Below are 23,093 nucleotides of genomic sequence, written 5' to 3' on the forward strand. Positions count from 1 at the left end.
ACAAAAGCAGCACAAAACACCGAAAGCTGTCACATACCCAATTTGCTGAAGCGAGGCCAACCGGTCACGACTCAGTACCCGAATTTCTTGACGACCATAGAGCGTTGGAACCACCTGATCCCATCCCGAACTCAGCAGTGAAACGATGCATCGCCGATGGTAGTGTGGGGTTTCCCCATGTGAGAGTAGGTCATCGTCAAGATTAAATTCCGAAACCCCTATCTGCGTATGCAGGTAGGGGTTTTGTTTGTCCTCGAAAAAAGCATCCTGAGACTGGTACGGAGGTTGACCGTCAACCACGTTAGAGTAGGTCCATGGTGACCATGGAATCAGCCATACGGTAGCCCATCGCTTTGTAACCCGCCTGGCGCTTATCCCACATCCTCAGCAGTGCGACATTACCCCCGTCAACGAAGTCGATCACTCGCACGTCGACCTTATCGGCATGCGATCGATGCAACCGTCCCGCATATTGCTGAAGGATTCCCTTCCATGAGATGGGCATTGCCAGCACCAGCGTGTCCAACGGCGGATGATCGAAGCCTTCACCTACTAGTTTTCCTGTTGCCAACAGCACTCGTGGAGCATCAGGGGGAAGGGACTCAAGCTCATGCATACGGGAAATGCGCTGTTTCTTAGGCACTCGCCCATGAAGCGTGAACAGGTTATGCACGCGCTGCTTCAATTCTAATTCAAGGGCATCCACATGTTCCGTCCGCTCCGTTAGCACTAGAATTTTTCTACCCTCGTTGTACGCCAGCTCAATCTCCGAGACGATTTTGGCTGTCCGCTCAGAGTCGTCGGCTAGACGCCGAAAAATGTCCTGAATCCCAAAGCCGTCGGGGACCACTATTGGTTTGGGCAGCAATCGAGGCACGACAGATAGGTCATGGGGCGCACTCGCTGGTCGAGGCGCAGAATGTCGGATCGGTCCGCACTGCATGAAAATAATGGGCTGCTGCCCATCTCGGCGCACTGGGGTTGCTGTGAGTCCCAGTACGTACCGCGCGGTCGCGCTCCTCAGTAGTGCCTCGAATGACACTGCTGATAGGTGATGACACTCATCAACGATGATCTGGCCGTAGTTTTTTACCTGATCGCTGATCTCGCCTTTTCGCGATAACGACTGCATTACGGCAATGTCGATGATGCCTGTAAGCTTCGCTTTTCCGCCCCCAAGAGTACCAACGACACCATTCCCGACTCCCAAGAACGCCTGCAAGCGCTCTTGCCACTGCCTTAACAGCTCCGTCCGATGCACAAGCACCAACGTGTTAATGCCACGTGCGGCAATCAACGCAGCAGCACTCACCGTTTTACCGAAAGCTGTCGGTGCGCAGAGGATACCGGTGTCATGACTTAGCATTGCGCTGACAGCAGCCTCTTGGTCAGAACGCAGGGTCCCGAGAAAGCTCACGTCGATGGGGTCGCCCGCGAAGCGTTCGTCTTTAAGAATAGGGGTAACCCCGTTTTCCTCTAAAAGCTCCAGCGCAGCATCCAAACAGCCACGTGGTAACGCAATATGTTTGGGGAAGTTCTGGGCACAGCCGATAATCCTTGGCTTGTTCCATACTGACATGCGCATGGCCTGAGCTTTGTAGAACTCGGGATTTTGAAAGGCAGCGAGCCGGACAAGCTGGTTTGCCAATGGCTGTGGCAATTCCGACTTTTCAAAGTAAATTAAGTTAGCCAGCGTGATGTTGACAGCAGCAGGCAACGGGCATGTCAATTTACGTGATCTCGATTCACGATCTTTCCAGGGTTCTGCATCACCTTCGTCATCGACATAGGCGACCCCTAGAGGGTCCCGATTACCCATCGCCTGGATAATAACGGGCTGGATATCTTCTGGACTCATGCGCTGAATCGATGCCAGGAAGGCCCATTGATCAGGATGAGGCTCAAGCGAGTCGTCTACAAAAACGCTATTGTTTTGGGCCCTGGCGCGCTTTTGTAAAGGGAGCGCGATGAGATTTCCAAAGCCGCCTTTGGGCATATAGTCCTGGTTTGGAAACAGTCGATCATAGGAGCTGAGCGCCAACTGCCGGGTGCGCTCACAGGCATGACTGATGATTGCGGCACCGAGGCGGCGCGCATCGCAGGCAGGAACATTACGCTCAAAGAAAATCCAGCCATGAGCCCCTTGGCCTGAGCGCGATATTTCCAGCGCCACCGGGACGTTCAGCTCATGGCATGACTGCACAAAAGCTTTGGAATCATCACGCCATTCGGCCTCATCGAAGTCGACCGCCAAAAAATAACAAGTGTCATCAGAGAGTAGGGGGTAGATACCAGCGACCACTTCGCCCGCCAGATGGCGATAGACCACCTCATCGGTCAGCGGAAGCAGCTGGCGGTTACCGCAGTCGCCACATTTAATTCGGGGCTTCTCACAAACGCCAGGCCTCCATTCGTTTGCGCAAGCGGGTGCGTATCCTGATTTGCCTGCCTTGCTTTCCCAGCGGATGGGATAAACGTCCGTCCTGCCACGAAACAAGCTTCGGAATAGGGCAAGCTTTCCTTCAGTATCGAGTTGCTGTGATTGCTCTGCTTGGACAATCGCTATTTTGACTGGCTCAGCAGGCGGGCGCCATTCGATGCCGTGAGCATCCAGCAAGGCAACCAATCTTGCATTCTCAGCCCTTAGCTTCGCCACCAGACTAGTGTCTATCACCGCCTTCAGCCTCTACGTCTCAGGTGAAGCCTGTAGCCTCGAGCTACAACCCTCAGTCCATCAGTAAAACATAGAGGTTATCAAACAACAGAGGTTCGGTTCAGGAGCTCAAGGGGTCCGCCCTAGTCCCAATCAAATCGTTGGCTGGCTCAATCTGCCGGTGAGGGATACAGAGCGCGCAGTTGCTGGCATTCGGCTAGCGTGGAAAGTTCCAGGATTTTCCTAGGCGCAGAGTGATCAGGTTTTTAGTCAGCAGGTAGTAGTAGCGCGTCGATTTCGAGTTTGAGTTCATGTGGTCGTTCAAAAACCAAACGAGATGTTTTCTTTGCCATGTCCATGGATTATCTCGGTTCCAGCGTTCAGAAATGGCTGCTTGAATAGTCTTGGCCTGGCGGATGTGACGTTCGCGTGTGGCATGTGCTCCAGTCAGCACCCCAGCCAAGAAGATCTCCATATCGAATGGTTTATTCATACCTGACCACCGATATACGCCGATACTACGTCGATTCGACCATGTCCCAGCTCATAGCTGATTTGTAAGCGTGCCTCTCGATCAAGGCGTGGATCGAGGCGCCTGCACCTGCCCCCGTTAATGGGTGCCAGGTGATGGGTGATCTGCTCATAGCGTTCGCACGCATAAGCCGCACGCAGTTCGTGGAAGCCTTTGAGGTCGTGCGTATGGAGGATATCTCGGGCGGGGCGGACGATTTCCCGTTGGAAATCGAGGTAGCTCTCGTTCGGTGCCAGCAGGTTGCGGCTACCGTCGGGTGAGACCTGTTCGGCGTACCTGAGCGCTTCGCGAATATGGTCATCCACCGTGATCCAACGAGGCGCGGTTGCGCCGCCGCGGCCACCTTTGTTGCCGTCCTGGATGTTGATTTTGTCGTAGTGTTCGGCTTCACGTTTTAGGCGGGGAAGGTCGGCCAAAATGGCCTCGCGCAAGCGCATGCCAGTGGCTCGCGCCAACTGCACGATGGCCGCGGCGCGCGGCTGCTGGTGTTCGCAAAGCACGTCGACGATCCGTTTCACGTGTTCGCGATCTTGGCCTTGCGGCACTGAGCAACGAACGCTGGTGCGCTGCATTCCTAGTGCCTTGCTCGGGCTCGGTACTTTCACATTCAGATCACCGCGAAGCGCGGCCATGGTTCGGTTCACGCTGGACAATCGGTTTTGCGCGGTGGCGATGGCGAGCTCACCTTGTTCAACTTGCTGCCGCAGATATCTGGCGTAATCGAGCAAAGTCCGCCGAGCAATCTGCCGAGCATCGTTAAACCCTGGCCCATCCTCCGACCGACACCAGCGCGCAAACGCCTGCCAGCGATCACTGTACGCTTTGACCGTCCCGTAATGCCCGCCGCCAAACAGATCACGTAGCGCCTGTGGCCCGGCATAACTCAGTTGCCGTCCATAGCCAAAGTTCCGCCCGTCCCGTCTACCGACCAATGCCATGATCAAACTCCTCTCGAAGCCAAACCTTTAAAACCTTCCCCACGTCATCCCGCCATGAATGCTGAGTGTTATCAGGGATCAAGGCCCCTGCGACCTGTGAGGGTTGTCCACTAACGCGGGACTGGCGACTCCTTACGACCGGGAGCTTGGGCATCTCATGATCTGGCCTCCTGAACACTTCCGAGGAAGTGGGCGGGTGGAGGCTGCGCTGGCTGACGAGACCGGCGCCGCGAGATCCTGAGTCGGGTGAAGGCAGTGATTCGATGACCGGGGCATGCCTGACTGTCAGTCAGGTGCAGTCCATTCCCTGGGCTGCGGCACCTTCATCTGCATCGCTATTGCTGGTGACTTCGGTGTTTGTCACGCCAATTGTCACGAAGGGGAATGCCGCAAAGCCCTGTACGAGTTGGGCTGCAGCAGCGGTTGGAGCGCCCGTCTCTTTCTGGGGGAAAGAGACGGGCGCAGGTTGGCGCACGGGAGTGGCCAAGCGGATTGGTTGCTGCAGGGCAGCTATGAAGGGGGATGAGTTGCCGCAGTGGGCACACTGGTAAAAGTAGGCATCCATCACATCGCTGTGACCGTGCGAGCCGCCGGACGCTAATCACACTTTGGGAGAACCACCACGGTGTGGCGTAGCCTTAAAGGTTCTGGCTACCTGGGTTGCTGTCAACGACAGCACTTGCACGATCTTTTCTACGCTCGCCGATAGACAGGGTCAAGGCTCGACTTTTCGAGAATTCTGCGGCTGCGAATGGCATAAGCCGTCTATGGAAATCCGTGGTTTCTAGAAGACGGTTACACTGATTTTTAGGTTTTTCAAGTGAGGCCCTTCCAAGCAGGGCGGCTTTGCCGCCCTGCTTGGAAGGGGCCGCGTGGAAGGCAACGCTGTGGAGATTTCACTGGCGTGTTAGCGCTGGAATGCGCCACGCTCATCTTCCAAGGCGCTGATGCCGCCATCGACCGCGTTGACCCCGAGAAGCTCTGAAGACTTGCGCGACAGAAACTGATTAACCCGCGTATCAAACTGATCCCGCAGGCTCGCCGTAATCCCAACCCTGAGCGCATCGAGATAATCGGCATACCACTGCATCATGATCCGCCGTTGTGTCAGGTACAGCGCTTGGTTGTACTCCCCAGCAATGCCACCCTCGACATGCGCCAGTTGGCTTTCAACATGATCCTTCAGCCACCCATGTTCGCGCAGCAGCGTGCTCGCGGTGTGGCGAACGCCATGGCTCACCATCCGCCCTTTGTAGCCAATCTTGGCAAACACCAGATTGATCGTGTTCTCGCTGATGACGGGTTGCTTCTCACCACTCCCCGGAAACAGATAACGGCTGCGCCCAGTGCATTGGTGCAGCTTGATCAGCATCGCGATCAGTTGATGGGGCAGTGGACTGACATAGTCCCGGCGCATCTTCATGCGTTCAGCTGGTATGGTCCACGTCCCTTCTTCAAAATCGATTTCATCCCACGTCGCATACCGAACCATGCCGGGTCGGCTCGCCGTCAGTATTGCCATCCACGAAGCAATCCTCGACGGCAATCGGCTGGTGGTCTTGCTCAGCGCCTGAAGAAATTCCGGCAGCTCGCTTTCACGCAAATGCGGATAGTGCTCAGGGGGAGGTGGCACCAACGCGATGGCATGAAGTTCTGAAGCCGGATTGTGTTCGCACAACCCCCGCGCAATCGCCTGACTGAAAATCTGCTTGAGCCAGGTCCGAGCCTTGTCTGCCACATTGAACGACCCGCGCTTTTCGATGCTGGCCTGCAACTTCGCGCAGTCGGCGCGAGTGATGTGCTCCAGCTGCATCTCGCCGAGTGCCGGTAGCAGATCCTTGTCGAGGTAGTCGCGAATCTTCTTTAGCGTCGCATGGCTGCGGCCGGAGTCGGCCTTGAACTGATACCAGTACTCCGTCGCTCGCCTGAAGGTGTTGAGCCCAGCCTCCCGTTGCTGCTGCTTGTCATCCCGCCGCTTGGCGCCAGGGTTGATGTTGTCCTTCAGCAGCTTCCGGCATTCAGCAGCCCGTTCACGAGCCTCCTGCAAGGAGATGCTCGGATAGACACCAAGCGACACCCGCGACGGCCGACCAAGGTACGTATAGCGGAAATGCCAGTACTTGCGCCCGTTCGGCTGAACCAAAAGGGCAAGACCCGAACTATCACCCAATGTGTATTGCTTGTCGGTAGGCTTGGACGCTTTGACTTGCAAGGCGGTGAGGGGCATGGCTGTACACCTCCGGTTCTCGAACTGGAATCTGTACAGAAAATGTACCAAAAAGAGGCTGGCTTGCAAGGGACGGGGATGGAACCCCAGAGACCAAAAAGCCCGCAGTTAGCGGGCTCTAGAGGTGTTGCGTAGACGCTGGTAGTCGTCTATGTACTGCAAATGGTGCCCCGAGGGAGACTCGAACTCCCACTCCTTTCGAAAACGGATTTTGAATCCGCCGCGTCTACCAATTCCGCCATCAGGGCTCAATGGCGGCGAAGTATAGAGATGAGATAACCGCTGGTCAATCAGGTACATGGAGAATTTTTGATATTTCCGCTAGACTTCCCGGCCCTGCTAGACGAACCCCATCATGCGCGTTGCTGACTTTACCTTCGAGCTCCCTGATTCGCTGATCGCCCGCCATCCGCTGGCCGAGCGGCGCAATAGTCGCCTGTTGACCCTTGATGGGGTCAGCGGCGCCCTGGCACACCGTCAATTCACTGATTTGCTGGAGCATTTGCGCCCCGGCGACTTGATGGTGTTCAACAATACCCGGGTGATTCCGGCGCGGCTGTTTGGCCAGAAGGCTTCCGGCGGCAAGCTGGAAATCCTGGTGGAGCGGGTGCTCGACAGTCATCGTGTGCTGGCCCATGTGCGTTCCAGCAAGTCGCCGAAGCCTGGGTCGAAGATCTTGATCGACGGCGGTGGCGAGGCCGAGATGCTGGCGCGGCACGATGCGTTGTTCGAGCTGGGGTTCACTGAGGAAGTGTTGCCGCTGCTCGACCGCGTCGGGCACATGCCGCTGCCTCCTTATATAGACCGCCCGGATGAAGGTGCCGACCGCGAGCGTTACCAGACCGTCTACGCCGAGCGTTTGGGCGCGGTGGCGGCGCCGACGGCGGGGCTGCATTTCGATCAGGTGCTGATGGAGGCGATTGCCGCCAAGGGCGTCGAGACCGCGTTCGTGACCCTGCACGTTGGTGCCGGCACGTTCCAGCCGGTGCGCGTGGAGAAGCTCGAAGACCACCACATGCACAGCGAATGGCTGGAAGTCGGCCAGGACGTGGTCGATGCCGTTGCCGCCTGCCGCGCTCGCGGTGGTCGAGTGGTGGCGGTGGGGACTACTAGTGTGCGTTCCCTGGAAAGCGCCGCCCGCGATGGCGTGCTCAAGCCGTTCAGTGGCGACACCGACATTTTCATCTTCCCGGGCCGGCCGTTTCATGTGGTCGATGCCCTGGTCACCAACTTCCATTTGCCCGAATCCACGCTGTTGATGCTGGTTTCGGCGTTCGCCGGTTATCCCGAAACCATGGCTGCCTACAAGGCCGCCGTGGACAACGGTTACCGCTTTTTCAGCTACGGTGATGCGATGTTCATCACGCGTAATCCTGCGCCGACTGCCCCTAAAGAATCGGGCCCAGAGGAAACAGTATGAGTCGCACCTGTCGTATGTCTTTCGAGCTGCTGGCCACTGATGGCAAGGCTCGTCGCGGTCGTTTGACCTTCCCGCGCGGTACCGTCGAGACCCCGGCCTTCATGCCGGTGGGCACCTACGGCACGGTCAAGGGCATGCTGCCACGGGATATCGAGGCGACTGGCGCTGAAATCATTCTGGGCAACACCTTCCACTTGTGGCTGCGCCCGGGCACGGAAGTGATCAAGAAGCACGGCGACCTGCACGATTTCATGCAGTGGAAAGGCCCGATCCTGACCGACTCCGGCGGTTTCCAGGTGTTCAGCCTGGGCGCCATGCGCAAGATCAAGGAGGAGGGCGTGACTTTCGCTTCCCCGGTCGACGGCGCCAAGGTGTTCATGGGCCCGGAAGAGTCGATGCAGGTCCAGCGTGACCTGGGCTCCGACATCGTGATGATTTTCGACGAATGCACGCCGTACCCGGCGGATGAAGACGTCGCCCGTATTTCCATGGAGTTGTCCCTGCGTTGGGCCAAGCGTTCGAAAGAAGCCCATGGCGACAACACGGCGGCGCTGTTCGGCATCGTTCAGGGCGGCATGCACCAGGACCTGCGCATGCGCTCCCTGGAAGGCCTCGACCAGATCGGCTTCGACGGCCTGGCCATCGGCGGCCTGTCGGTGGGCGAGCCCAAACATGAAATGATCAAGGTGCTGGATTATCTGCCGGGCATGATGCCGGCTGACAAACCTCGTTACCTTATGGGCGTTGGCAAACCGGAAGACTTGGTTGAGGGTGTGCGCCGCGGTGTGGACATGTTCGATTGCGTGATGCCAACCCGTAATGCCCGCAACGGGCATCTGTTCATCGATACCGGCGTGCTGAAGATCCGGAACGCGTTCCATCGCCATGATGATTCGCCGCTCGATCCGACCTGCGATTGCTATACCTGCCAGAACTTCTCCCGCGCTTATCTGCATCACCTGGACAAGTGCGGCGAAATGCTGGGGAGCATGCTCAATACCATCCATAACTTGCGTCATTATCAAGTGCTTATGGCTGGTTTGCGCGAGGCTATTCAACAGGGTACATTGGCCGCCTTTGTCGATGCCTTCTACGCCAAACGCGGGTTACCTGTTCCGCCTTTGGACTGAGTTTTCTGACCCCAAGATTCAACATTTGCAACTGGAGTGCTAAATGAGCTTTTTTATCTCTAATGCCATGGCTGACGCCGCTGCACCTGCTGCCGGCCCAATGGGTGGCGGTTTCGAGTGGATTTTCCTGGTCGGTTTCCTGGTCATCTTCTACCTGATGATCTGGCGTCCACAGGCCAAGCGCGCCAAAGAGCAGAAAAACCTGCTGAGCAGCCTGCAGAAAGGCGACGAAGTTGTGACCACCGGCGGCATCGCCGGCAAGATCACTAAAGTGGCCGACGATTTCGTCGTTCTGGAAGTTTCCGACACCGTCGAAATGAAGTTCCAGAAAGGCGCCATCGCCGCCACGCTGCCAAAAGGCACGCTCAAAGCGATCTGAGTTTCAACTTCATATTCAATCGACGGGGCGCGCAAGGCGCCCCGCGTCATAAACGGGCGGCGTGATGCTGAACAAATATCCTCTGTGGAAATACATTCTGATCCTGGCGGTGCTGGCGGTCGGTCTGATTTATTCCGCTCCCAATCTTTATCCTGATGACCCGGCCATTCAGGTCAGCGGTGCAAGCACTGCGCTGCTGGTCAATCAGGCTGATCTGGACCGTGTAAGCACGGCGCTCAGAGAGTCCGGGATCAACGTCAAGGCTGCCACCCTGGCCGCCAACGGCAAGGGCGGCCTGATTCGCCTGACCAAGGCTGAAGACCAGCTGCCGGCCAAGGACGTTGTACGCAAGGCGCTGGGTGATGACTACGTTGTTGCATTGAACTTGGCACAAACCACCCCGCAATGGCTGCGCAACCTCGCTGCGCACCCGATGAAGCTGGGCCTGGACTTGTCCGGTGGTGTGCACTTCCTGCTGGAAGTGGACATGGACAAAGCCCTCGACGCGCGCCTGAAAGTCTACGAAGGCGACGTCAAGAGCCTGCTGCGTAAAGAGAAACTGCGTTATCGCAGCCTGCCGCAACTGGGCGGTGCCATTCAGCTGGGCTTCGCTGATGAAGACAGCCGCGAACAGGCCCGTACGATCATCCGCAAGAACTTCAACGATTTCGACATTGTTCCGGCCGACCTTAATGGTCAACCGGTGCTGCGTCTGGCGATGACCCCGGCCAAGCTGGCGGAAATCCGTGAATACTCCATCAAGCAGAACTTGACCACGGTGCGTAACCGCGTCAACGAGCTGGGTGTTGCCGAACCGATCGTTCAGCGCCAGGGCGCCAACCGCATCGTGGTTGAGCTGCCGGGCGTGCAGGACACCGCTGAAGCCAAGCGTATCCTCGGCAAGACGGCCAACCTGGAGTTCCGTCTGGCTGCTGAGCCGGGTGCTTCGAAAGCCACTTCCGAGGAATTCGAGTTCCGTGAGGGCAAGCGTCCTCCTGCGCTGATCGAGCGTGGCCTGATCATCACCGGTGACCAAGTGACCGACGCCAAGGCTGGCTTCGGCGAGCACGGCACGCCGGAAGTGAACATCCGTCTGGACGGTCACGGCGGCGAGCTGATGAACCGTGCGACCCGTTCGAACGTCGGTCGCAGCATGGCGGTGATCTTCATCGAGCAGCGTCCGATCACCACTTACACCAAGCAGATGGTCAACGGCGTCGAAAAAGACGTGGCGGTCCAGACCTTCAAGGAAGAGAAGAAGATCATCAGCCTGGCGACCATTCAGTCGCCGTTGGGTGCGCAGTTCCGCATTACCGGCCTGAACGGCCAGGGCGAATCGTCCGAACTGGCGCTGCTGCTGCGTGCCGGTGGTCTGGCTGCACCGATGTACTTCGCTGAAGAACGCACCATCGGCCCAAGCCTGGGTGCCGACAACATCACCAAGGGTATCGATGCATCGCTGTGGGGCATGCTGTTTGTCTCGCTGTTCATCATGGCCATCTACCGCTTCTTCGGCCTGATCGCCACCGTCGCGCTGGCGGTGAACATGGTGATGCTGCTGGCCCTGATGTCGCTGCTGGGTGCAACGCTGACCCTGCCGGGTATCGCCGGTATCGTATTGACCATGGGCATGGCGGTCGACGCCAACGTGCTGATCTTCTCGCGGATTCGTGAAGAGATCGCCGCCGGCATGACCGTGCAGCGCGCAATCAACGAAGGCTTCGGCCGGGCATTCACCGCGATTCTCGACGCCAACCTGACCACCTTGCTGGTCGGCGGCATCCTCTTTGCCATGGGCACCGGCCCGGTCAAGGGCTTCGCAGTGACCATGTCCCTCGGGATCTTTACCTCGATGTTCACGGCCATCATGGTGACCCGCGCGATGGTCAACCTGATCTTCGGCGGTCGTGACTTCAAGAAGTTGTGGATTTAAGGGGCTGCCATGTTACGTACAATCAACTTCATGGGCGTTCGCAACTTTGCGTTCGGCGTCACATTGTTCCTTACCGCACTGGCAATATTCAGTGTCTTCCATAAGGGCATGAACTGGGGCCTGGACTTCACCGGCGGTACGCTCATCGAGCTGACCTATGAGCGTCCGGCCGACGTTACCAAGGTGCGTGAGCAGCTGGTGACCGCGGGTTATCACGAAGCCATCGTGCAGAACTTCGGTGCGACTACCGACCTGCTGGTGCGCATGCCTGGCGAAGACCCGCAGCTGGGTCACCAGGTCGCCGAAGCCTTGCAGAAGGTCGGCGGCGAGAACCCGGCGACGGTCAAGCGTGTCGAGTTCGTCGGCCCGCAGGTGGGTGAAGAGCTGCGCGACCAGGGCGGCCTCGGCATGCTGATGGCGCTGGGCGGCATCCTGATCTACCTGGCTTTCCGCTTTCAGTGGAAGTTTGCGGTCGGTGCGATCGTATCCTTGATCCACGACGTGATCGTGACTGTCGGTATCCTGTCGTTCTTCCAGATCACCTTCGACCTGACGGTGCTGGCGGCGGTACTGGCGATCATCGGTTACTCGCTCAACGACACCATCGTGGTATTCGACCGGGTTCGTGAAAACTTCCGTGTACTGCGCAAGGCCAGCCTGATCGAGAACATCAACATCTCGACCACGCAAACCCTGCTGCGGACCATGGCGACTTCGATCTCCACCTTGCTGGCGATCGCGGCCCTGCTGTTCTTCGGTGGCGACAACCTGTTCGGCTTCTCCATCGCCCTGTTCATCGGTGTTCTGGCGGGTACTTACTCGTCGATCTACATCGCGAACGTGGTGCTGATCTGGCTGAACCTGAGCACGGAAGACCTGATTCCTCCTGTCAATACCGAGAAGGAAGTCGACGACCGTCCTTGAAGGCAAAGTCTTTAAGCGATGTAGTCCAAAAAAGGCGCGAGTTGAACTCGCGCCTTTTTTTGTGCTCCAAGGCAGGGAGAAGCGCGGACAAGTTCCGCATGTGATGGTCCAGGAGGTTCATGTGAACAAGTCGATGCTGGTTGGTGCTGTACTGGGTGCTGTCGGTGTAACTGCCGGGGGTGCTGTGGCCACCTACAGCCTGGTTAAAAGCGGCCCAGAGTACGCACAAGTACTCGCCGTTGAGCCGGTCAAGACACAAATCAAGACTCCACGTGAAGTATGCAAGGATGTAGCGGTCACCCGGCAGGCGCCGGTGAAAGATCAACATCAGATCGCCGGTACGGTGGTTGGTGCATTGGCAGGTGGTTTGCTGGGTAACCAGATCGGTGGCGGCACCGGTAAGAAGATCGCCACGGTCGCGGGTGCTGTCGGTGGCGGTTACGCCGGCAACAAGGTGCAGGAAGGCATGCAAGAGCGTGACACTTACACCACGACCCAGACCCGCTGTAACACGGTTAACGACATCAGTGACAAGGTTGTAGGTTACGACGTGCGGTATTCGCTGGACGGCAAGGAAGGCAAGGTGCGCATGGATCGTGATCCAGGCAACCAGATTCCGGTGGATAAGGAAGGCAAGTTGATCTTGTCGGAGAATCAGGCGGCTCAGTAATTTGCTGACGCTGGATATAAAAGAAGCACCCTGCGGGGTGCTTTTTTTGTGCCCGCGATTTATGCGCCGCAGCGAGTCCCTTGTGGGAGCGAGCTTGCTCGCGAAGAACCCAAAGGCACCGAGTTAATCCTGAAAGCGCGCGTAATCGTTGGCGACCATCGCGAGCAAGCTCGCTCCTACAGTGGGTATGTGGTGTGTTTCAGATCGATTTCCAGGCATAAAAAAAGCACCCCGAAGGGTGCTTTTCTGTCGCCGGAAGCTTAGCGCTTCAGCGAGGCCGGCAGGTGCGGCTGGATCGCCGTCAGCACTGCCTTGAAGCACTTGGTGTTGCCGGCAACGACGTGGCCTTTTTCAAGGAAGTCGTGACCGCCGGTGAAGTCGCTTACCAAACCGCCGGCTTCCTGGATCAGCAGGGCGCCTGCAGCCATGTCCCACTCGGACAGGCCCGACTCCCAGAAGGCGTCGAAACGGCCGGCGGCCACGTAGGCCAGGTCCAGGCTCGCGGAACCTGCGCGGCGGATGCCGGCAGTCTGGCCAACCAGGGCGCGGAACATGCCCAGGTAGTTGTCGAGGTTGTCCATCTGGTCATCACGGAACGGGAAGCCGGTACCCAGCAGGGCGCCGTCCAGGCTGGTGCGACCGCTGACGCGCAGGCGACGACCGTTCAGTTGAGCGCCGCGACCACGGCTGGCGGTGAATTCTTCCTGGCGAACCGGGTCCAGAACAACGGCGTGCTCAAGACGACCGCGGTATTTGCAGGCGATGCTGACAGCGAAATGAGGAATGCCGCGCAGGAAGTTGGTGGTGCCGTCCAGTGGGTCGATGATCCACAGGTACTCTTCGCCTTCGATGCCGGTGCCGGCGTGCATGCCGGTCTCTTCACCCATGATCGAGTGATTCGGGTAGGCCTTGCGCAGGGCGTCGATGATTTTCTGTTCGGCGGCGCGATCCACCTCGGATACGTAATCCTTGGCGTCTTTTTCGTCGACCTTGATGGTATCCAGGCGCTCGATGGAGCGGAAGATCAATTCACTGGCGCTGCGGGCGGCGCGCAGCGCGATATTCAGCATGGGCTGCATGGATGTGTCACCTAAGGTTGTTAAAGAAAGCCGAGCATTCTATCAGAAAGTTTCTACAGGAGAAGGACGGCGTTCGCTTTCATGGCTTAACGGTAGGATGAGCTGTAAGATTCCGCTCCCGATTATTGTGTTCGAGAGCGCCTCCCTTGCTGCAAAACATTCGTGTCGTCCTGGTCAATACCAGCCATCCGGGCAATATCGGCGGGGCTGCGCGTGCCATGAAGAACATGGGGCTGTCGCGGCTGGTGCTGGTCGAGCCTCGTCTGTTCCCGCATCACGAGGCCGATGCCCGTGCCTCCGGTGCCGGTGACATCCTTGAAAACGCGCAAGTCGTCGCCACCTTGGAAGATGCCTTGGTCGGTTGCAATCTGGTGCTCGGCACCAGCGCCCGCGACCGGCGCATTCCCTGGCCGCTGCTCGATCCCCGCGAATGCGGAACGAAAGTGGTCGAGGAAGCCGGGCAAGGCGCGGAAATCGCCCTGGTGTTCGGTCGTGAAGACTCCGGCCTGACCAACGAAGAACTGCAGCGATGTCATTATCACGTGCACATCCCATCAGACCCTGAGTTCAGCTCGCTGAACCTTGGGGCGGCGGTGCAGGTGTTGGGTTATGAAGTGCGCATGTCCTGGCTGGCGGCCCAAGGTCAGCCGAGCAAGGTCGAGAAGGAAGAAGTGGCTTCGGTCAAAAGCGCTGAGCTTGCGACCATGGACGAGCTGGAACGATTCTATGAACACCTGGAGCAGACCCTGGTGGCCATCGAATTTCTCGATCCGGAAAAGCCACGGCACTTGATGGCGCGCCTGCGCCGGTTGTACGGACGTAGCTCGGTCAGCCGGGCGGAAATGAATATTTTGCGTGGCATCCTCACGGAAACCCAAAAAGCGGCCCGTGGTGAGCTCCTTAAACGGAAGGATTAATGATGTTCGAGCGTTTGCGTGAAGATATCCAGAGCGTATTCCACCGAGACCCGGCGGCGCGTAACGCTTTTGAAGTCCTGACTTGCTACCCGGGCATGCACGCCATCTGGATTCACCGTTTGTCGGCGATGCTGTGGCGTGCTGATCTGAAATGGCTGGCGCGGCTGGTGTCGAACTTCGGTCGCTGGTTGACCGGGATCGAGATCCATCCGGGTGCCAAGGTCGGTCGTCGCTTCTTCATTGACCATGGCATGGGCATCGTCATCGGTGAAACCGCCGAGATTGGCGATGACGTCACGATTTACCAGGGCGTGACCCTGGGCGGTACCAGCTGGAACAAGGGCAAGCGTCACCCGACCCTGGGTGATGGCGTCGTGGTCGGGGCGGGCGCGAAGGTGCTTGGCCCGTTCACGGTTGGTGCCGGGGCCAAAGTGGGTTCCAATGCGGTCGTGACCAAGGAAGTGCCGCCGGGTGCCACTGTGGTGGGGATTCCGGGGCGGATTATCGTCAAGCCCGACGAAGAGCAGGACGCCAAGCGCAAGGCCATGGCCGAGAAGATTGGTTTTGATGCTTACGGTCTGACTGAAGACATGCCCGACCCGGTGGCGCGTGCCATTGGTCAGTTGCTCGATCACCTGCAGGCGGTCGATGGGCGTCTGGAGGGGATGTGCGGGGCGTTGAAGGACCTGGGCAGCAATTATTGTGCAAAAGATCTGCCTGAACTGCGTGAAGAAGATTTCGCCTGCGTAAAAGACAAAGATCAGAGTCAGGCCGGTTGATACCTTTGTAGGAGCTGCCGCAGCCTGCGGCAGCTCCTACGGGCCGCAATCAGGTAATGGCAGAGCGCTGACCGGTGTGCCATTAGGCCGCAGACCCTGCTATGATGCGCCCGCTCTTTTGCGGGTAAACCTGACTAAAGTACTAGGTCTAATAGTTGACTTAAATACTCGGGAATTGCATACTCGCCTCATTCCGAACTCCGTGGTAATTGTCCATGCGACTGACTACAAAAGGCCGATACGCCGTGACCGCCATGCTCGATCTGGCGTTGCACGCGCAGCACGGGCCCGTGTCCCTGGCCGATATCTCCGAGCGCCAAGGCATCTCCCTGTCCTACCTCGAACAGCTTTTCGCCAAGCTGCGCCGCAGCAACTTGGTGTCCAGCGTGCGTGGTCCGGGCGGTGGCTACCAATTGTCCCGCGACATGCAGGGCATCCAGGTCGCCCAGGTGATCGATGCGGTGAACGAATCGGTCGATGCAACCAAATGCCAAGGGCAGGGTGATTGCCATTCCGGTGACACTTGCCTGACTCACCACTTGTGGTGCGATCTGAGCCTGCAGATTCACGAATTTCTGAGCGGTATCAGCTTGGCTGATCTTGTGACTCGCCGTGAGGTGCAAGAAGTAGCCCAGCGTCAGGACCAGCGCCGTTGCAACAGCAAGGCGCTGCGCCTGGACAAGATTGAAGCGTCCGCCGTCGAATGACAGCCGAAGAGCTAGCGGCACGCCAGCCAGCCTGATTTAGGAGATAGTCCATGAAATTGCCGATTTACCTTGATTACTCTGCGACCACCCCGGTTGATCCGCGTGTTGCGCAAAAAATGAGTGAATGCCTGCTGGTCGACGGAAACTTCGGTAACCCGGCGTCCCGTTCCCACGTGTTCGGCTGGAAAGCCGAAGAGTCCGTCGAAAACGCCCGTCGTCAGGTCGCTGACCTGGTCAACGCCGACCCGCGTGAAATCGTCTGGACCTCCGGTGCCACCGAATCCGACAACCTGGCAATCAAGGGTGCGGCGCATTTCTATGCCACCAAGGGCAAGCACCTGATCACCACCAAGATCGAGCACAAGGCAGTCCTCGACACCATGCGCCAACTGGAGCGTGAAGGTTTCGAAGTGACCTACATCGAGCCTCGCACCGATGGCCTGGTGACCCCAGAGATGATCGAAGCCGAACTGCGCGACGACACCATCCTGGTTTCGGTCATGCACGTGAACAACGAAATCGGCACCATCAACGACATCGCGGCGATCGGCGAACTGCTCCGTTCCAAGGGCATCCTGTTCCACGTCGACGCCGCTCAGTCCACTGGCAAGGTCGAGATTGACCTTTCGAAGCTGAAAGTCGACATGATGTCGTTCTCCGCCCACAAGACCTACGGTCCTAAAGGCATCGGCGCCCTGTACGTAAGCCGCAAACCGCGCGTACGTATCGAGGCGACCATGCACGGTGGCGGCCACGAGCGCGGCATGCGTTCCGGCACCCTGGCGACCCACCAGATCGTCGGCATGGGTGAAGCCTTCCGCGTGGCCAAGGAAGATATGGCTGCCGAGAACGCGCGCATCAAGGCCCTGAGCGACCGTTTCTTCAAGCAGGTCGAGCACCTGGAAGAGCTGTACGTCAACGGCAGCCTGACCGCCCGCGTTCCGCACAACCTGAACCTGAGCTTCAACTACGTTGAAGGCGAGTCGCTGATCATGGCGCTCAAGGATCTGGCAGTTTCGTCCGGTTCGGCCTGCACCTCGGCGTCACTTGAGCCTTCGTACGTGCTGCGCGCCCTGGGCCGCAACGACGAACTGGCCCACAGTTCGATCCGTTTCACCTTCGGCCGCTTCACCACCGAAGAAGAAATCGACTACGCCGCGCAGAAAGTCTGTGAGGCCGTTATCAAGCTGCGTGCTCTGTCGCCGCTGTGGGACATGTACAAAGACGGTGTCGATATCTCGAAGATCGAGTGGGCGGCACACTAACTATAGAAGCCGCCGGATACAGGTCCTGTAGCAACGCGGCAATAGACGCAGCGTAACTGCAGGGCCTCAAGAGCGGCCCTGATGAGTGAGGATTGAGAATCATGTCTTACAGCGAAAAGGTCATCGACCACTACGAAAACCCGCGCAACGTCGGCAAGATGGACGCGGAAGATCCTGATGTCGGCACCGGCATGGTCGGCGCTCCGGCGTGCGGCGACGTGATGCGCCTGCAGATCAAGGTCAACGACGCCGGCATCATCGAAGATGCCAAGTTCAAAACCTACGGCTGCGGTTCGGCTATCGCTTCCAGCTCCCTCGCCACCGAGTGGATGAAGGGCAAGACCCTGGACGAAGCAGAAACCATCAAGAACACTCAGCTGGCTGAAGAACTGGCCCTGCCGCCAGTGAAAATCCACTGCTCGGTACTTGCTGAAGACGCCATCAAGGCGGCTGTTCGCGATTACAAGCAGAAGAAAGGCTTGATCTGATTTTCGAGTTTTGGCGACGAGTAAGGAGTCACCGATGGCTATCAGCATGACAGAAGCGGCTGCTCGACACGTGCGGCGCTCCCTCGACGGGCGCGGCAAAGGTGAAGGGATTCGTCTGGGTGTTCGCACCACGGGCTGTTCCGGCCTTGCCTACGTGCTGGAGTTTGTCGACGAGGTGGTTGCAGAGGATCAGGTGTTCGAAAGTCACGGCGAAAAAGTGATCATCGACCCGAAGAGCCTGGCCTACCTGGACGGCACCGAGCTCGATTTCGTCAAGGAAGGGTTGAACGAAGGCTTCAAGTTCAACAACCCCAACGTACGCGGTGAATGTGGCTGCGGCGAAAGCTTCAACATCTGAGGCTTGTCGTGGGTACTCCTTGTCATTTCGCTTTATTCGAGCTGCAACCGAGTTTTAACCTGGACCTCGATCAGCTGGCTACGCGCTATCGCGAGCTGGCGCGCGGCGTTCATCCGGACCGCTTTGCCGACGCTTCCGAACGCGAACAACGGTTGGCCCTGGAGCAATCGGCGAGCCTCAACGAGGCCTACCAGACGCTCAAGAGTCCGCCCAAGCGCGCGCGCTACCTGCTCGCCTTGAATGGTGGCGAGCTGCCGCTGGAAGTCACGGTGCATGATCCGGAGTTCCTGCTGCAACAGATGGAGTTGCGCGAAGAGCTCGAAGACCTGCAGGACAGCGCCGACCTCAATGGCGTTGCCGTCTTCAAGCGTCGCCTGAAGGCAGCCCAGGATGAACTGAACCAAAGCTTCGCAGCTTGCTGGAATGATGCCGCGCAACGTGAACGGGCCGAACGCCTGATGCGGCGCATGCAGTTCCTCGACAAGCTCACTTACGAAGTGCGCCAGTTAGAAGAGCGCCTCGACGATTAACCCAGTGCCGCTCCGGTCGCACGCCTGATATACAGATAAGTCCTGATAACGATGGCCCTACTGCAGATCGCCGAACCCGGCCAAAGTCCTCAACCGCACCAGCGTCGTCTGGCTGTGGGGATCGACTTGGGCACTACCAATTCGCTGGTCGCTGCATTGCGCAGTGGTCTTTCCGAGCCACTTGCCGACGCAGAAGGGCGGGTCATCCTGCCGTCTGCCGTGCGCTACCACGCCGATCGCGTCGAGGTGGGCGAATCCGCCAAACTGGCCGCCGCTACCGATCCGTTGAACACCGTGCTGTCGGTCAAGCGCTTGATGGGTCGTGGTCTGTCCGACGTCAAGCAATTAGGCGAGCAACTGCCGTACCGCTTTGTCGATGGCGAGTCGCACATGCCGTTCATCGAGACGATCCAGGGCCCGAAAAGCCCGGTCGAAGTCTCTGCTGATATCCTCAAGGTCCTGCGTCAACGCGCTGAAGCGACCTTGGGCGGTGAGCTGGTGGGCGCGGTGATCACCGTTCCGGCCTATTTCGACGACGCTCAGCGTCAAGCCACCAAGGATGCGGCCAAGCTGGCCGGCCTCAACGTGCTGCGTTTGCTCAATGAGCCGACCGCGGCGGCGGTGGCTTACGGTCTGGACCAGCACGCCGAAGGCCTGGTCGCCATTTATGACCTGGGCGGCGGCACCTTCGATATTTCGATTCTGCGCCTGACTGGCGGTGTTTTCGAAGTCCTAGCTACCGGCGGCGACAGCGCCCTGGGTGGCGATGACTTCGACCATGCGATCGCTGGCTGGATCATCGAGAGCGCTGGCCTGTCCGCCGATCTCGATCCGGGTGCGCAACGCAACTTGCTGCAAACCGCCTGTGTGGCCAAGGAAGCCCTGACCAATGCTGCGGCCGTTGAAGTGGCCCATGGCAACTGGAAAGCCGAGCTGACCCGCGAAGCCTTCAATGCGCTGATCGAGCCGATGGTCGCTCGCAGCCTGAAAGCCTGCCGCCGTGCGGTGCGTGATTCCGGTATCGAGCTGGAAGACGTGCATGCCGTGGTCATGGTTGGTGGTTCGACTCGCGTTCCTCGCGTTCGTGACGCCGTCGCCGAAGCCTTCGGTCGCCAGCCGCTGACTGAAATCGACCCGGATCAAGTGGTAGCCATCGGTGCCGCGATCCAGGCCGATACCCTGGCCGGTAACAAGCGTGATGGCGGCGAACTGTTGCTGCTGGACGTGATCCCGCTGTCCCTGGGGCTGGAAACCATGGGCGGCCTGATGGAGAAGGTGATTCCGCGTAACACCACCATCCCCGTCGCCCGCGCCCAGGACTTCACCACTTACAAAGACGGCCAGTCGGCCATGGCCATCCACGTATTGCAGGGCGAGCGCGAGCTGATCAGCGACTGCCGCTCCCTGGCGCGCTTCGAGCTGCGCGGCATTCCGGCGATGGTGGCTGGCGCGGCGAAGATTCGCGTGACCTTCCAGGTCGATGCCGACGGTCTGCTCAGCGTTTCCGCCCGGGAACTGGGTTCGGGCGTTGAGGCGAGCATTCAGGTCAAGCCGTCCTACGGCCTGACCGACGGCGAAATCGCCAGGATGCTCAAGGACTCGTTCCAGCACGCCAATGACGACAAGGTTGCTCGCGTACTGCGTGAGCAGCAGGTCGACGCTCAGCGCCTGATCGAAGCGGTGCAGGCTGCTCTGGAGGCTGATGGCGAGCGTTTGCTCGACGCCGAAGAGCGCCTGGTCATCGACATGCAGGTGCAGGAACTGACCGAACTGATGAAAGGTACCGATGGTTACGCCATCGAGCAGCAGACCAAGCGTCTGTCGCAAGTGACCGACGCCTTTGCTGCCCGCCGCCTGGACTCGACGGTGAAAGCCGCGCTGGCGGGGCGCAACCTGAATGAGATTGAGGAATAACGATGCCGCAGGTCATTTTTCTGCCACACGAGAAGTTTTGCCCCGAAGGCATGGTTGTGGAGGCTGAGACCGGTACGTCCATCCTCGAGCTGGCCCATGAGCACCATATCGAGATGGAAAGTGCCTGTGGCGGCGTCTGCGCCTGCACCACCTGCCACTGCATCATCCGCGAGGGTTTCGACTCGCTGGAAGAGGCTGACGAGCTGGAAGAGGACTATCTTGACAAGGCTTGGGGGCTGGAAGCTCAATCGCGCCTGGGTTGTCAGGCCAAGGTCGGTACCGAAGACCTGACCGTCGAAATTCCGAAGTACTCGCTCAACCACGCAGCCGAAGCAGCGCACTGATTCAAGGAATTGTCATGAAACTCAAGTGGACTGATGTGCTGGAGATCGCGATCCAGCTGGCTGAAAGCAAGCCCGAAGTGGACCCTATGTCGGTCAATTTCGTCGATCTGCGTAAATGGGTGATGGAACTGCCCGATTTCGACGATATGCCTGAGCATTGTGGCGAAAAGATCCTGGAGGCCATTCAGGCCCACTGGATCGAAGAACGCCACTGAGCCACGCCGCAGGTTAGGCAATACCCGAGAACCCGCGTATAATTCGCGGGTTTAATTTTTCGTAAATTACCGTTTCTGGAGTTACACCATGGCTGTTCAACGTACTTTCTCCATCATCAAGCCTGACGCCGTTGCAAAAAACGTTATCGGCGAGATCACCACTCGTTTCGAAAAAGCTGGCCTGCGCGTTGTAGCTTCGAAACTGAAGCAACTGTCCAAAGCCGAAGCTGAAGGCTTCTACGCTGAGCACAGCGCTCGTGGTTTCTTCAACGACCTGGTTGCTTTCATGATCTCCGGTCCGGTTGTCGTTCAGGTTCTGGAAGGCGAAAACGCTATCGCTTTGAACCGTGAGCTGATGGGCGCTACCAACCCTAAAGAAGCTGCTGCCGGCACCATCCGTGCTGACTTCGCTGACTCCATCGACGCCAACGCCGTACACGGTTCGGACTCCGAAGCCGCTGCCGCTCGCGAAATCTCGTACTTCTTCGCAGCTACTGAAGTAACCACTCGCTAAGCATTGGCTTAAGAGTGAAGGTGAATCCATGACTACATCGACTGTAAAAACTAACCTGCTGGGTCTGACTCAGCTGGAAATGGAAAAATTCTTCGACTCAATCGGGGAGAAGCGTTTCCGTGCCGGTCAGGTAATGAAATGGATTCACCACTTTGGTGTCGATGATTTCGATGCCATGACGAACGTCAGCAAGGCCTTGCGCGAAAAGCTCAAGGCTGTTGCTGAGGTCCGTGGTCCGGAAGTGGTCAGCGAGGACATCTCCAGCGACGGCACCCGCAAGTGGGTGGTGCGCGTGGCGTCCGGCAGCTGCGTCGAGACCGTGTACATTCCCCAGGGCAAGCGCGGCACCTTGTGCGTTTCGTCCCAGGCAGGCTGTGCCCTGGATTGCAGTTTCTGCTCCACCGGCAAGCAAGGCTTCAATAGCAACCTCACCGCCGCCGAAGTCATCGGCCAGGTGTGGATTGCCAACAAATCCTTTGGCAGCGTCCCGGCAACCGTCGACCGTGCCATCACCAACGTGGTGATGATGGGCATGGGTGAGCCGCTGCTGAACTTCGACAACGTCGTCGCGGCCATGCATTTGATGATGGACGACCTGGGCTACGGCATTTCCAAGCGCCGTGTGACCCTGTCGACCTCCGGTGTGGTGCCGATGATCGATGAGCTCTCCAAGCACATCGACGTCTCCCTGGCGTTGTCCCTGCACGCACCGAATGACGCATTGCGTAACCAATTGGTGCCGATCAACAAGAAGTATCCGCTTAAGATGCTGCTCGAGTCGTGCCAGCGCTATATGTCGAATCTCGGCGAAAAGCGCGTGCTGACCATCGAGTACACCTTGCTCAAAGACATCAATGACAAGGTCGAGCACGCGGTGGAAATGATCGAGCTGCTCAAGAACATCCCGTGCAAGATCAACCTGATCCCGTTCAACCCGTTCCCGCATTCCGGTTACGAGCGTCCGAGCAATAATGCGATTCGTCGTTTTCAGGATCAGCTCCACCATGCAGGTTTCAATGTCACCGTCCGCACCACCCGTGGTGAAGACATCGACGCCGCATGTGGTCAATTGGTAGGGCAGGTGCTGGATCGCACCCGTCGCAGCGAACGTTATATCGCCGTGCGTGAACTGAACGCCGACAACGATGTAGCGCAAGACGCCGCGAAATAACCAAGA

Annotated in this window: 23 protein-coding genes, 1 tRNA gene and 1 rRNA gene; 19 read left to right on the plus strand and 6 right to left on the minus strand. The window is 58.3% G+C overall.

Annotated features, from left to right (window positions below):
• Positions 1 to 86 precede the first annotated feature (86 nt).
• Positions 87 to 202 (plus strand): 5S ribosomal RNA (rrf, locus tag AC1DVE_RS29085).
• Between the two features lie 99 nt (positions 203 to 301).
• On the opposite strand, the gene AC1DVE_RS29090 is transcribed toward rrf, so the two are convergent.
• From AC1DVE_RS29090 to AC1DVE_RS29110, 5 genes are all read right to left on the minus strand, one after another.
• Complete coding sequence (locus AC1DVE_RS29090; RefSeq protein WP_223533065.1) at positions 302 to 2,674, minus strand: TOTE conflict system archaeo-eukaryotic primase domain-containing protein; 2,373 nt, start codon at positions 2,672 to 2,674, stop codon at positions 302 to 304.
• A gap of 196 nt (positions 2,675 to 2,870) precedes the next feature.
• On the minus strand, positions 2,871 to 3,146 hold the full coding sequence (locus AC1DVE_RS29095; RefSeq protein WP_223533067.1) for a hypothetical protein: 276 nt from the start codon (positions 3,144 to 3,146) through the stop codon (positions 2,871 to 2,873).
• A complete protein-coding gene (locus tag AC1DVE_RS29100; protein WP_223533070.1) occupies positions 3,143 to 4,123 on the minus strand; it encodes an integrase domain-containing protein in 981 nt (326 codons plus the stop codon). The genes AC1DVE_RS29095 and AC1DVE_RS29100 overlap by 4 nt, the downstream gene beginning before the upstream one ends.
• Before the next feature lie 907 nt (positions 4,124 to 5,030).
• Positions 5,031 to 6,350: a tyrosine-type recombinase/integrase gene (locus AC1DVE_RS29105; protein ID WP_477784380.1), complete on the minus strand. Its 1,320-nt coding sequence runs from the start codon at positions 6,348 to 6,350 to the stop codon at positions 5,031 to 5,033.
• Positions 6,351 to 6,513: 163 nt separating this feature from the next.
• Positions 6,514 to 6,598 (minus strand) — tRNA-Leu (locus tag AC1DVE_RS29110).
• Between the two features lie 107 nt (positions 6,599 to 6,705).
• Between AC1DVE_RS29110 and queA the strand changes: the two genes are divergently transcribed.
• From queA to AC1DVE_RS29140, 6 genes are all read left to right on the plus strand, one after another.
• Entirely contained in the window at positions 6,706 to 7,770 is a 1,065-nt protein-coding gene (queA, locus tag AC1DVE_RS29115; protein ID WP_223516000.1) for a tRNA preQ1(34) S-adenosylmethionine ribosyltransferase-isomerase QueA, read from the plus strand.
• A gap of 14 nt (positions 7,771 to 7,784) precedes the next feature.
• A complete protein-coding gene (gene tgt / locus AC1DVE_RS29120) occupies positions 7,785 to 8,900 on the plus strand; it encodes a tRNA guanosine(34) transglycosylase Tgt (RefSeq protein ID WP_191624894.1) in 1,116 nt (371 codons plus the stop codon).
• A 43-nt stretch (positions 8,901 to 8,943) separates the two neighbouring features.
• Positions 8,944 to 9,279: a preprotein translocase subunit YajC gene (gene yajC, locus AC1DVE_RS29125; protein ID WP_007982729.1), complete on the plus strand. Its 336-nt coding sequence runs from the start codon at positions 8,944 to 8,946 to the stop codon at positions 9,277 to 9,279.
• 64 nt (positions 9,280 to 9,343) lie between these two features.
• The gene (gene secD, locus AC1DVE_RS29130) at positions 9,344 to 11,212 is read left to right on the plus strand and encodes a protein translocase subunit SecD (protein WP_223458587.1); all 1,869 of its coding nucleotides are present in this window, start codon (positions 9,344 to 9,346) and stop codon (positions 11,210 to 11,212) included.
• 9 nt (positions 11,213 to 11,221) lie between these two features.
• Positions 11,222 to 12,136, plus strand: a complete 915-nt coding sequence (gene secF, locus AC1DVE_RS29135; protein ID WP_223458589.1) for a protein translocase subunit SecF — start codon at positions 11,222 to 11,224, stop codon at positions 12,134 to 12,136.
• A gap of 121 nt (positions 12,137 to 12,257) precedes the next feature.
• Positions 12,258 to 12,806: a glycine zipper 2TM domain-containing protein gene (locus AC1DVE_RS29140; RefSeq protein WP_150728289.1), complete on the plus strand. Its 549-nt coding sequence runs from the start codon at positions 12,258 to 12,260 to the stop codon at positions 12,804 to 12,806.
• A 260-nt stretch (positions 12,807 to 13,066) separates the two neighbouring features.
• Here AC1DVE_RS29140 and suhB read toward each other — a convergent pair whose 3' ends face one another.
• Positions 13,067 to 13,885, minus strand: a complete 819-nt coding sequence (gene suhB, locus AC1DVE_RS29145; protein WP_007982736.1) for a type III secretion system regulator SuhB — start codon at positions 13,883 to 13,885, stop codon at positions 13,067 to 13,069.
• 146 nt (positions 13,886 to 14,031) lie between these two features.
• Between suhB and trmJ the strand changes: the two genes are divergently transcribed.
• The 12 genes from trmJ (at position 14,032) to rlmN (ending at position 23,087) form a co-directional block, all read left to right on the plus strand.
• Positions 14,032 to 14,802, plus strand: coding sequence for a tRNA (cytosine(32)/uridine(32)-2'-O)-methyltransferase TrmJ (trmJ, locus tag AC1DVE_RS29150; RefSeq protein ID WP_103394285.1), 771 nt, complete (start codon positions 14,032 to 14,034; stop codon positions 14,800 to 14,802).
• A gap of 2 nt (positions 14,803 to 14,804) precedes the next feature.
• On the plus strand, positions 14,805 to 15,581 hold the full coding sequence (cysE, locus tag AC1DVE_RS29155; RefSeq protein WP_223458953.1) for a serine O-acetyltransferase: 777 nt from the start codon (positions 14,805 to 14,807) through the stop codon (positions 15,579 to 15,581).
• 215 nt (positions 15,582 to 15,796) lie between these two features.
• Complete coding sequence (gene iscR, locus AC1DVE_RS29160; protein ID WP_223458591.1) at positions 15,797 to 16,288, plus strand: Fe-S cluster assembly transcriptional regulator IscR; 492 nt, start codon at positions 15,797 to 15,799, stop codon at positions 16,286 to 16,288.
• 50 nt (positions 16,289 to 16,338) lie between these two features.
• A complete protein-coding gene (locus AC1DVE_RS29165) occupies positions 16,339 to 17,553 on the plus strand; it encodes an IscS subfamily cysteine desulfurase (protein ID WP_223458592.1) in 1,215 nt (404 codons plus the stop codon).
• Between the two features lie 101 nt (positions 17,554 to 17,654).
• A complete protein-coding gene (gene iscU / locus AC1DVE_RS29170) occupies positions 17,655 to 18,041 on the plus strand; it encodes a Fe-S cluster assembly scaffold IscU (protein WP_007982746.1) in 387 nt (128 codons plus the stop codon).
• A 34-nt stretch (positions 18,042 to 18,075) separates the two neighbouring features.
• The gene (gene iscA / locus AC1DVE_RS29175; RefSeq protein WP_003227904.1) at positions 18,076 to 18,399 is read left to right on the plus strand and encodes an iron-sulfur cluster assembly protein IscA; all 324 of its coding nucleotides are present in this window, start codon (positions 18,076 to 18,078) and stop codon (positions 18,397 to 18,399) included.
• A gap of 8 nt (positions 18,400 to 18,407) precedes the next feature.
• Positions 18,408 to 18,929, plus strand: a complete 522-nt coding sequence (gene hscB / locus AC1DVE_RS29180; RefSeq protein ID WP_007982749.1) for a co-chaperone HscB — start codon at positions 18,408 to 18,410, stop codon at positions 18,927 to 18,929.
• Positions 18,930 to 18,980: 51 nt separating this feature from the next.
• Positions 18,981 to 20,843: a Fe-S protein assembly chaperone HscA gene (gene hscA / locus AC1DVE_RS29185; protein WP_223458594.1), complete on the plus strand. Its 1,863-nt coding sequence runs from the start codon at positions 18,981 to 18,983 to the stop codon at positions 20,841 to 20,843.
• 2 nt (positions 20,844 to 20,845) lie between these two features.
• Positions 20,846 to 21,187 carry an ISC system 2Fe-2S type ferredoxin gene (gene fdx / locus AC1DVE_RS29190; protein ID WP_007982752.1) on the plus strand — a complete coding sequence of 114 codons (342 nt, stop codon included), beginning with the start codon at positions 20,846 to 20,848 and terminating at the stop codon, positions 21,185 to 21,187.
• 14 nt (positions 21,188 to 21,201) lie between these two features.
• Entirely contained in the window at positions 21,202 to 21,402 is a 201-nt protein-coding gene (gene iscX / locus AC1DVE_RS29195) for a Fe-S cluster assembly protein IscX (RefSeq protein ID WP_223458596.1), read from the plus strand.
• 88 nt (positions 21,403 to 21,490) lie between these two features.
• Entirely contained in the window at positions 21,491 to 21,916 is a 426-nt protein-coding gene (gene ndk / locus AC1DVE_RS29200) for a nucleoside-diphosphate kinase (protein WP_007903599.1), read from the plus strand.
• Between the two features lie 28 nt (positions 21,917 to 21,944).
• Positions 21,945 to 23,087, plus strand: coding sequence for a dual-specificity RNA methyltransferase RlmN (gene rlmN / locus AC1DVE_RS29205; protein WP_057716300.1), 1,143 nt, complete (start codon positions 21,945 to 21,947; stop codon positions 23,085 to 23,087).
• Positions 23,088 to 23,093 lie beyond the last annotated feature (6 nt).

It is taken from the genome of Pseudomonas sp. P4_B4, assembly GCF_056402255.1.

Bases quoted from the DNA above. Each gene is read 5' to 3' on its own strand.
- AC1DVE_RS29095 (WP_223533067.1), bottom strand. From the start codon at position 3,146: ATGAATAAACCATTCGATATGGAGATCTTCTTGGCTGGGGTGCTGACT.
- AC1DVE_RS29100 (WP_223533070.1), bottom strand. From the start codon at position 4,123: ATGGCATTGGTCGGTAGACGGGACGGGCGGAACTTTGGCTATGGACGG.
- AC1DVE_RS29105 (WP_477784380.1), bottom strand. From the start codon at position 6,350: ATGCCCCTCACCGCCTTGCAAGTCAAAGCGTCCAAGCCTACCGACAAG.
- queA (WP_223516000.1), top strand. From the start codon at position 6,706: ATGCGCGTTGCTGACTTTACCTTCGAGCTCCCTGATTCGCTGATCGCC.
- tgt (WP_191624894.1), top strand. From the start codon at position 7,785: ATGTCTTTCGAGCTGCTGGCCACTGATGGCAAGGCTCGTCGCGGTCGT.
- yajC (WP_007982729.1), top strand. From the start codon at position 8,944: ATGAGCTTTTTTATCTCTAATGCCATGGCTGACGCCGCTGCACCTGCT.
- secD (WP_223458587.1), top strand. From the start codon at position 9,344: ATGCTGAACAAATATCCTCTGTGGAAATACATTCTGATCCTGGCGGTG.
- secF (WP_223458589.1), top strand. From the start codon at position 11,222: ATGTTACGTACAATCAACTTCATGGGCGTTCGCAACTTTGCGTTCGGC.
- suhB (WP_007982736.1), bottom strand. From the start codon at position 13,885: ATGCAGCCCATGCTGAATATCGCGCTGCGCGCCGCCCGCAGCGCCAGT.
- cysE (WP_223458953.1), top strand. From the start codon at position 14,805: ATGTTCGAGCGTTTGCGTGAAGATATCCAGAGCGTATTCCACCGAGAC.
- iscR (WP_223458591.1), top strand. From the start codon at position 15,797: ATGCGACTGACTACAAAAGGCCGATACGCCGTGACCGCCATGCTCGAT.
- AC1DVE_RS29165 (WP_223458592.1), top strand. From the start codon at position 16,339: ATGAAATTGCCGATTTACCTTGATTACTCTGCGACCACCCCGGTTGAT.
- iscU (WP_007982746.1), top strand. From the start codon at position 17,655: ATGTCTTACAGCGAAAAGGTCATCGACCACTACGAAAACCCGCGCAAC.
- iscA (WP_003227904.1), top strand. From the start codon at position 18,076: ATGGCTATCAGCATGACAGAAGCGGCTGCTCGACACGTGCGGCGCTCC.
- hscA (WP_223458594.1), top strand. From the start codon at position 18,981: ATGGCCCTACTGCAGATCGCCGAACCCGGCCAAAGTCCTCAACCGCAC.
- fdx (WP_007982752.1), top strand. From the start codon at position 20,846: ATGCCGCAGGTCATTTTTCTGCCACACGAGAAGTTTTGCCCCGAAGGC.
- iscX (WP_223458596.1), top strand. From the start codon at position 21,202: ATGAAACTCAAGTGGACTGATGTGCTGGAGATCGCGATCCAGCTGGCT.
- ndk (WP_007903599.1), top strand. From the start codon at position 21,491: ATGGCTGTTCAACGTACTTTCTCCATCATCAAGCCTGACGCCGTTGCA.
- rlmN (WP_057716300.1), top strand. From the start codon at position 21,945: ATGACTACATCGACTGTAAAAACTAACCTGCTGGGTCTGACTCAGCTG.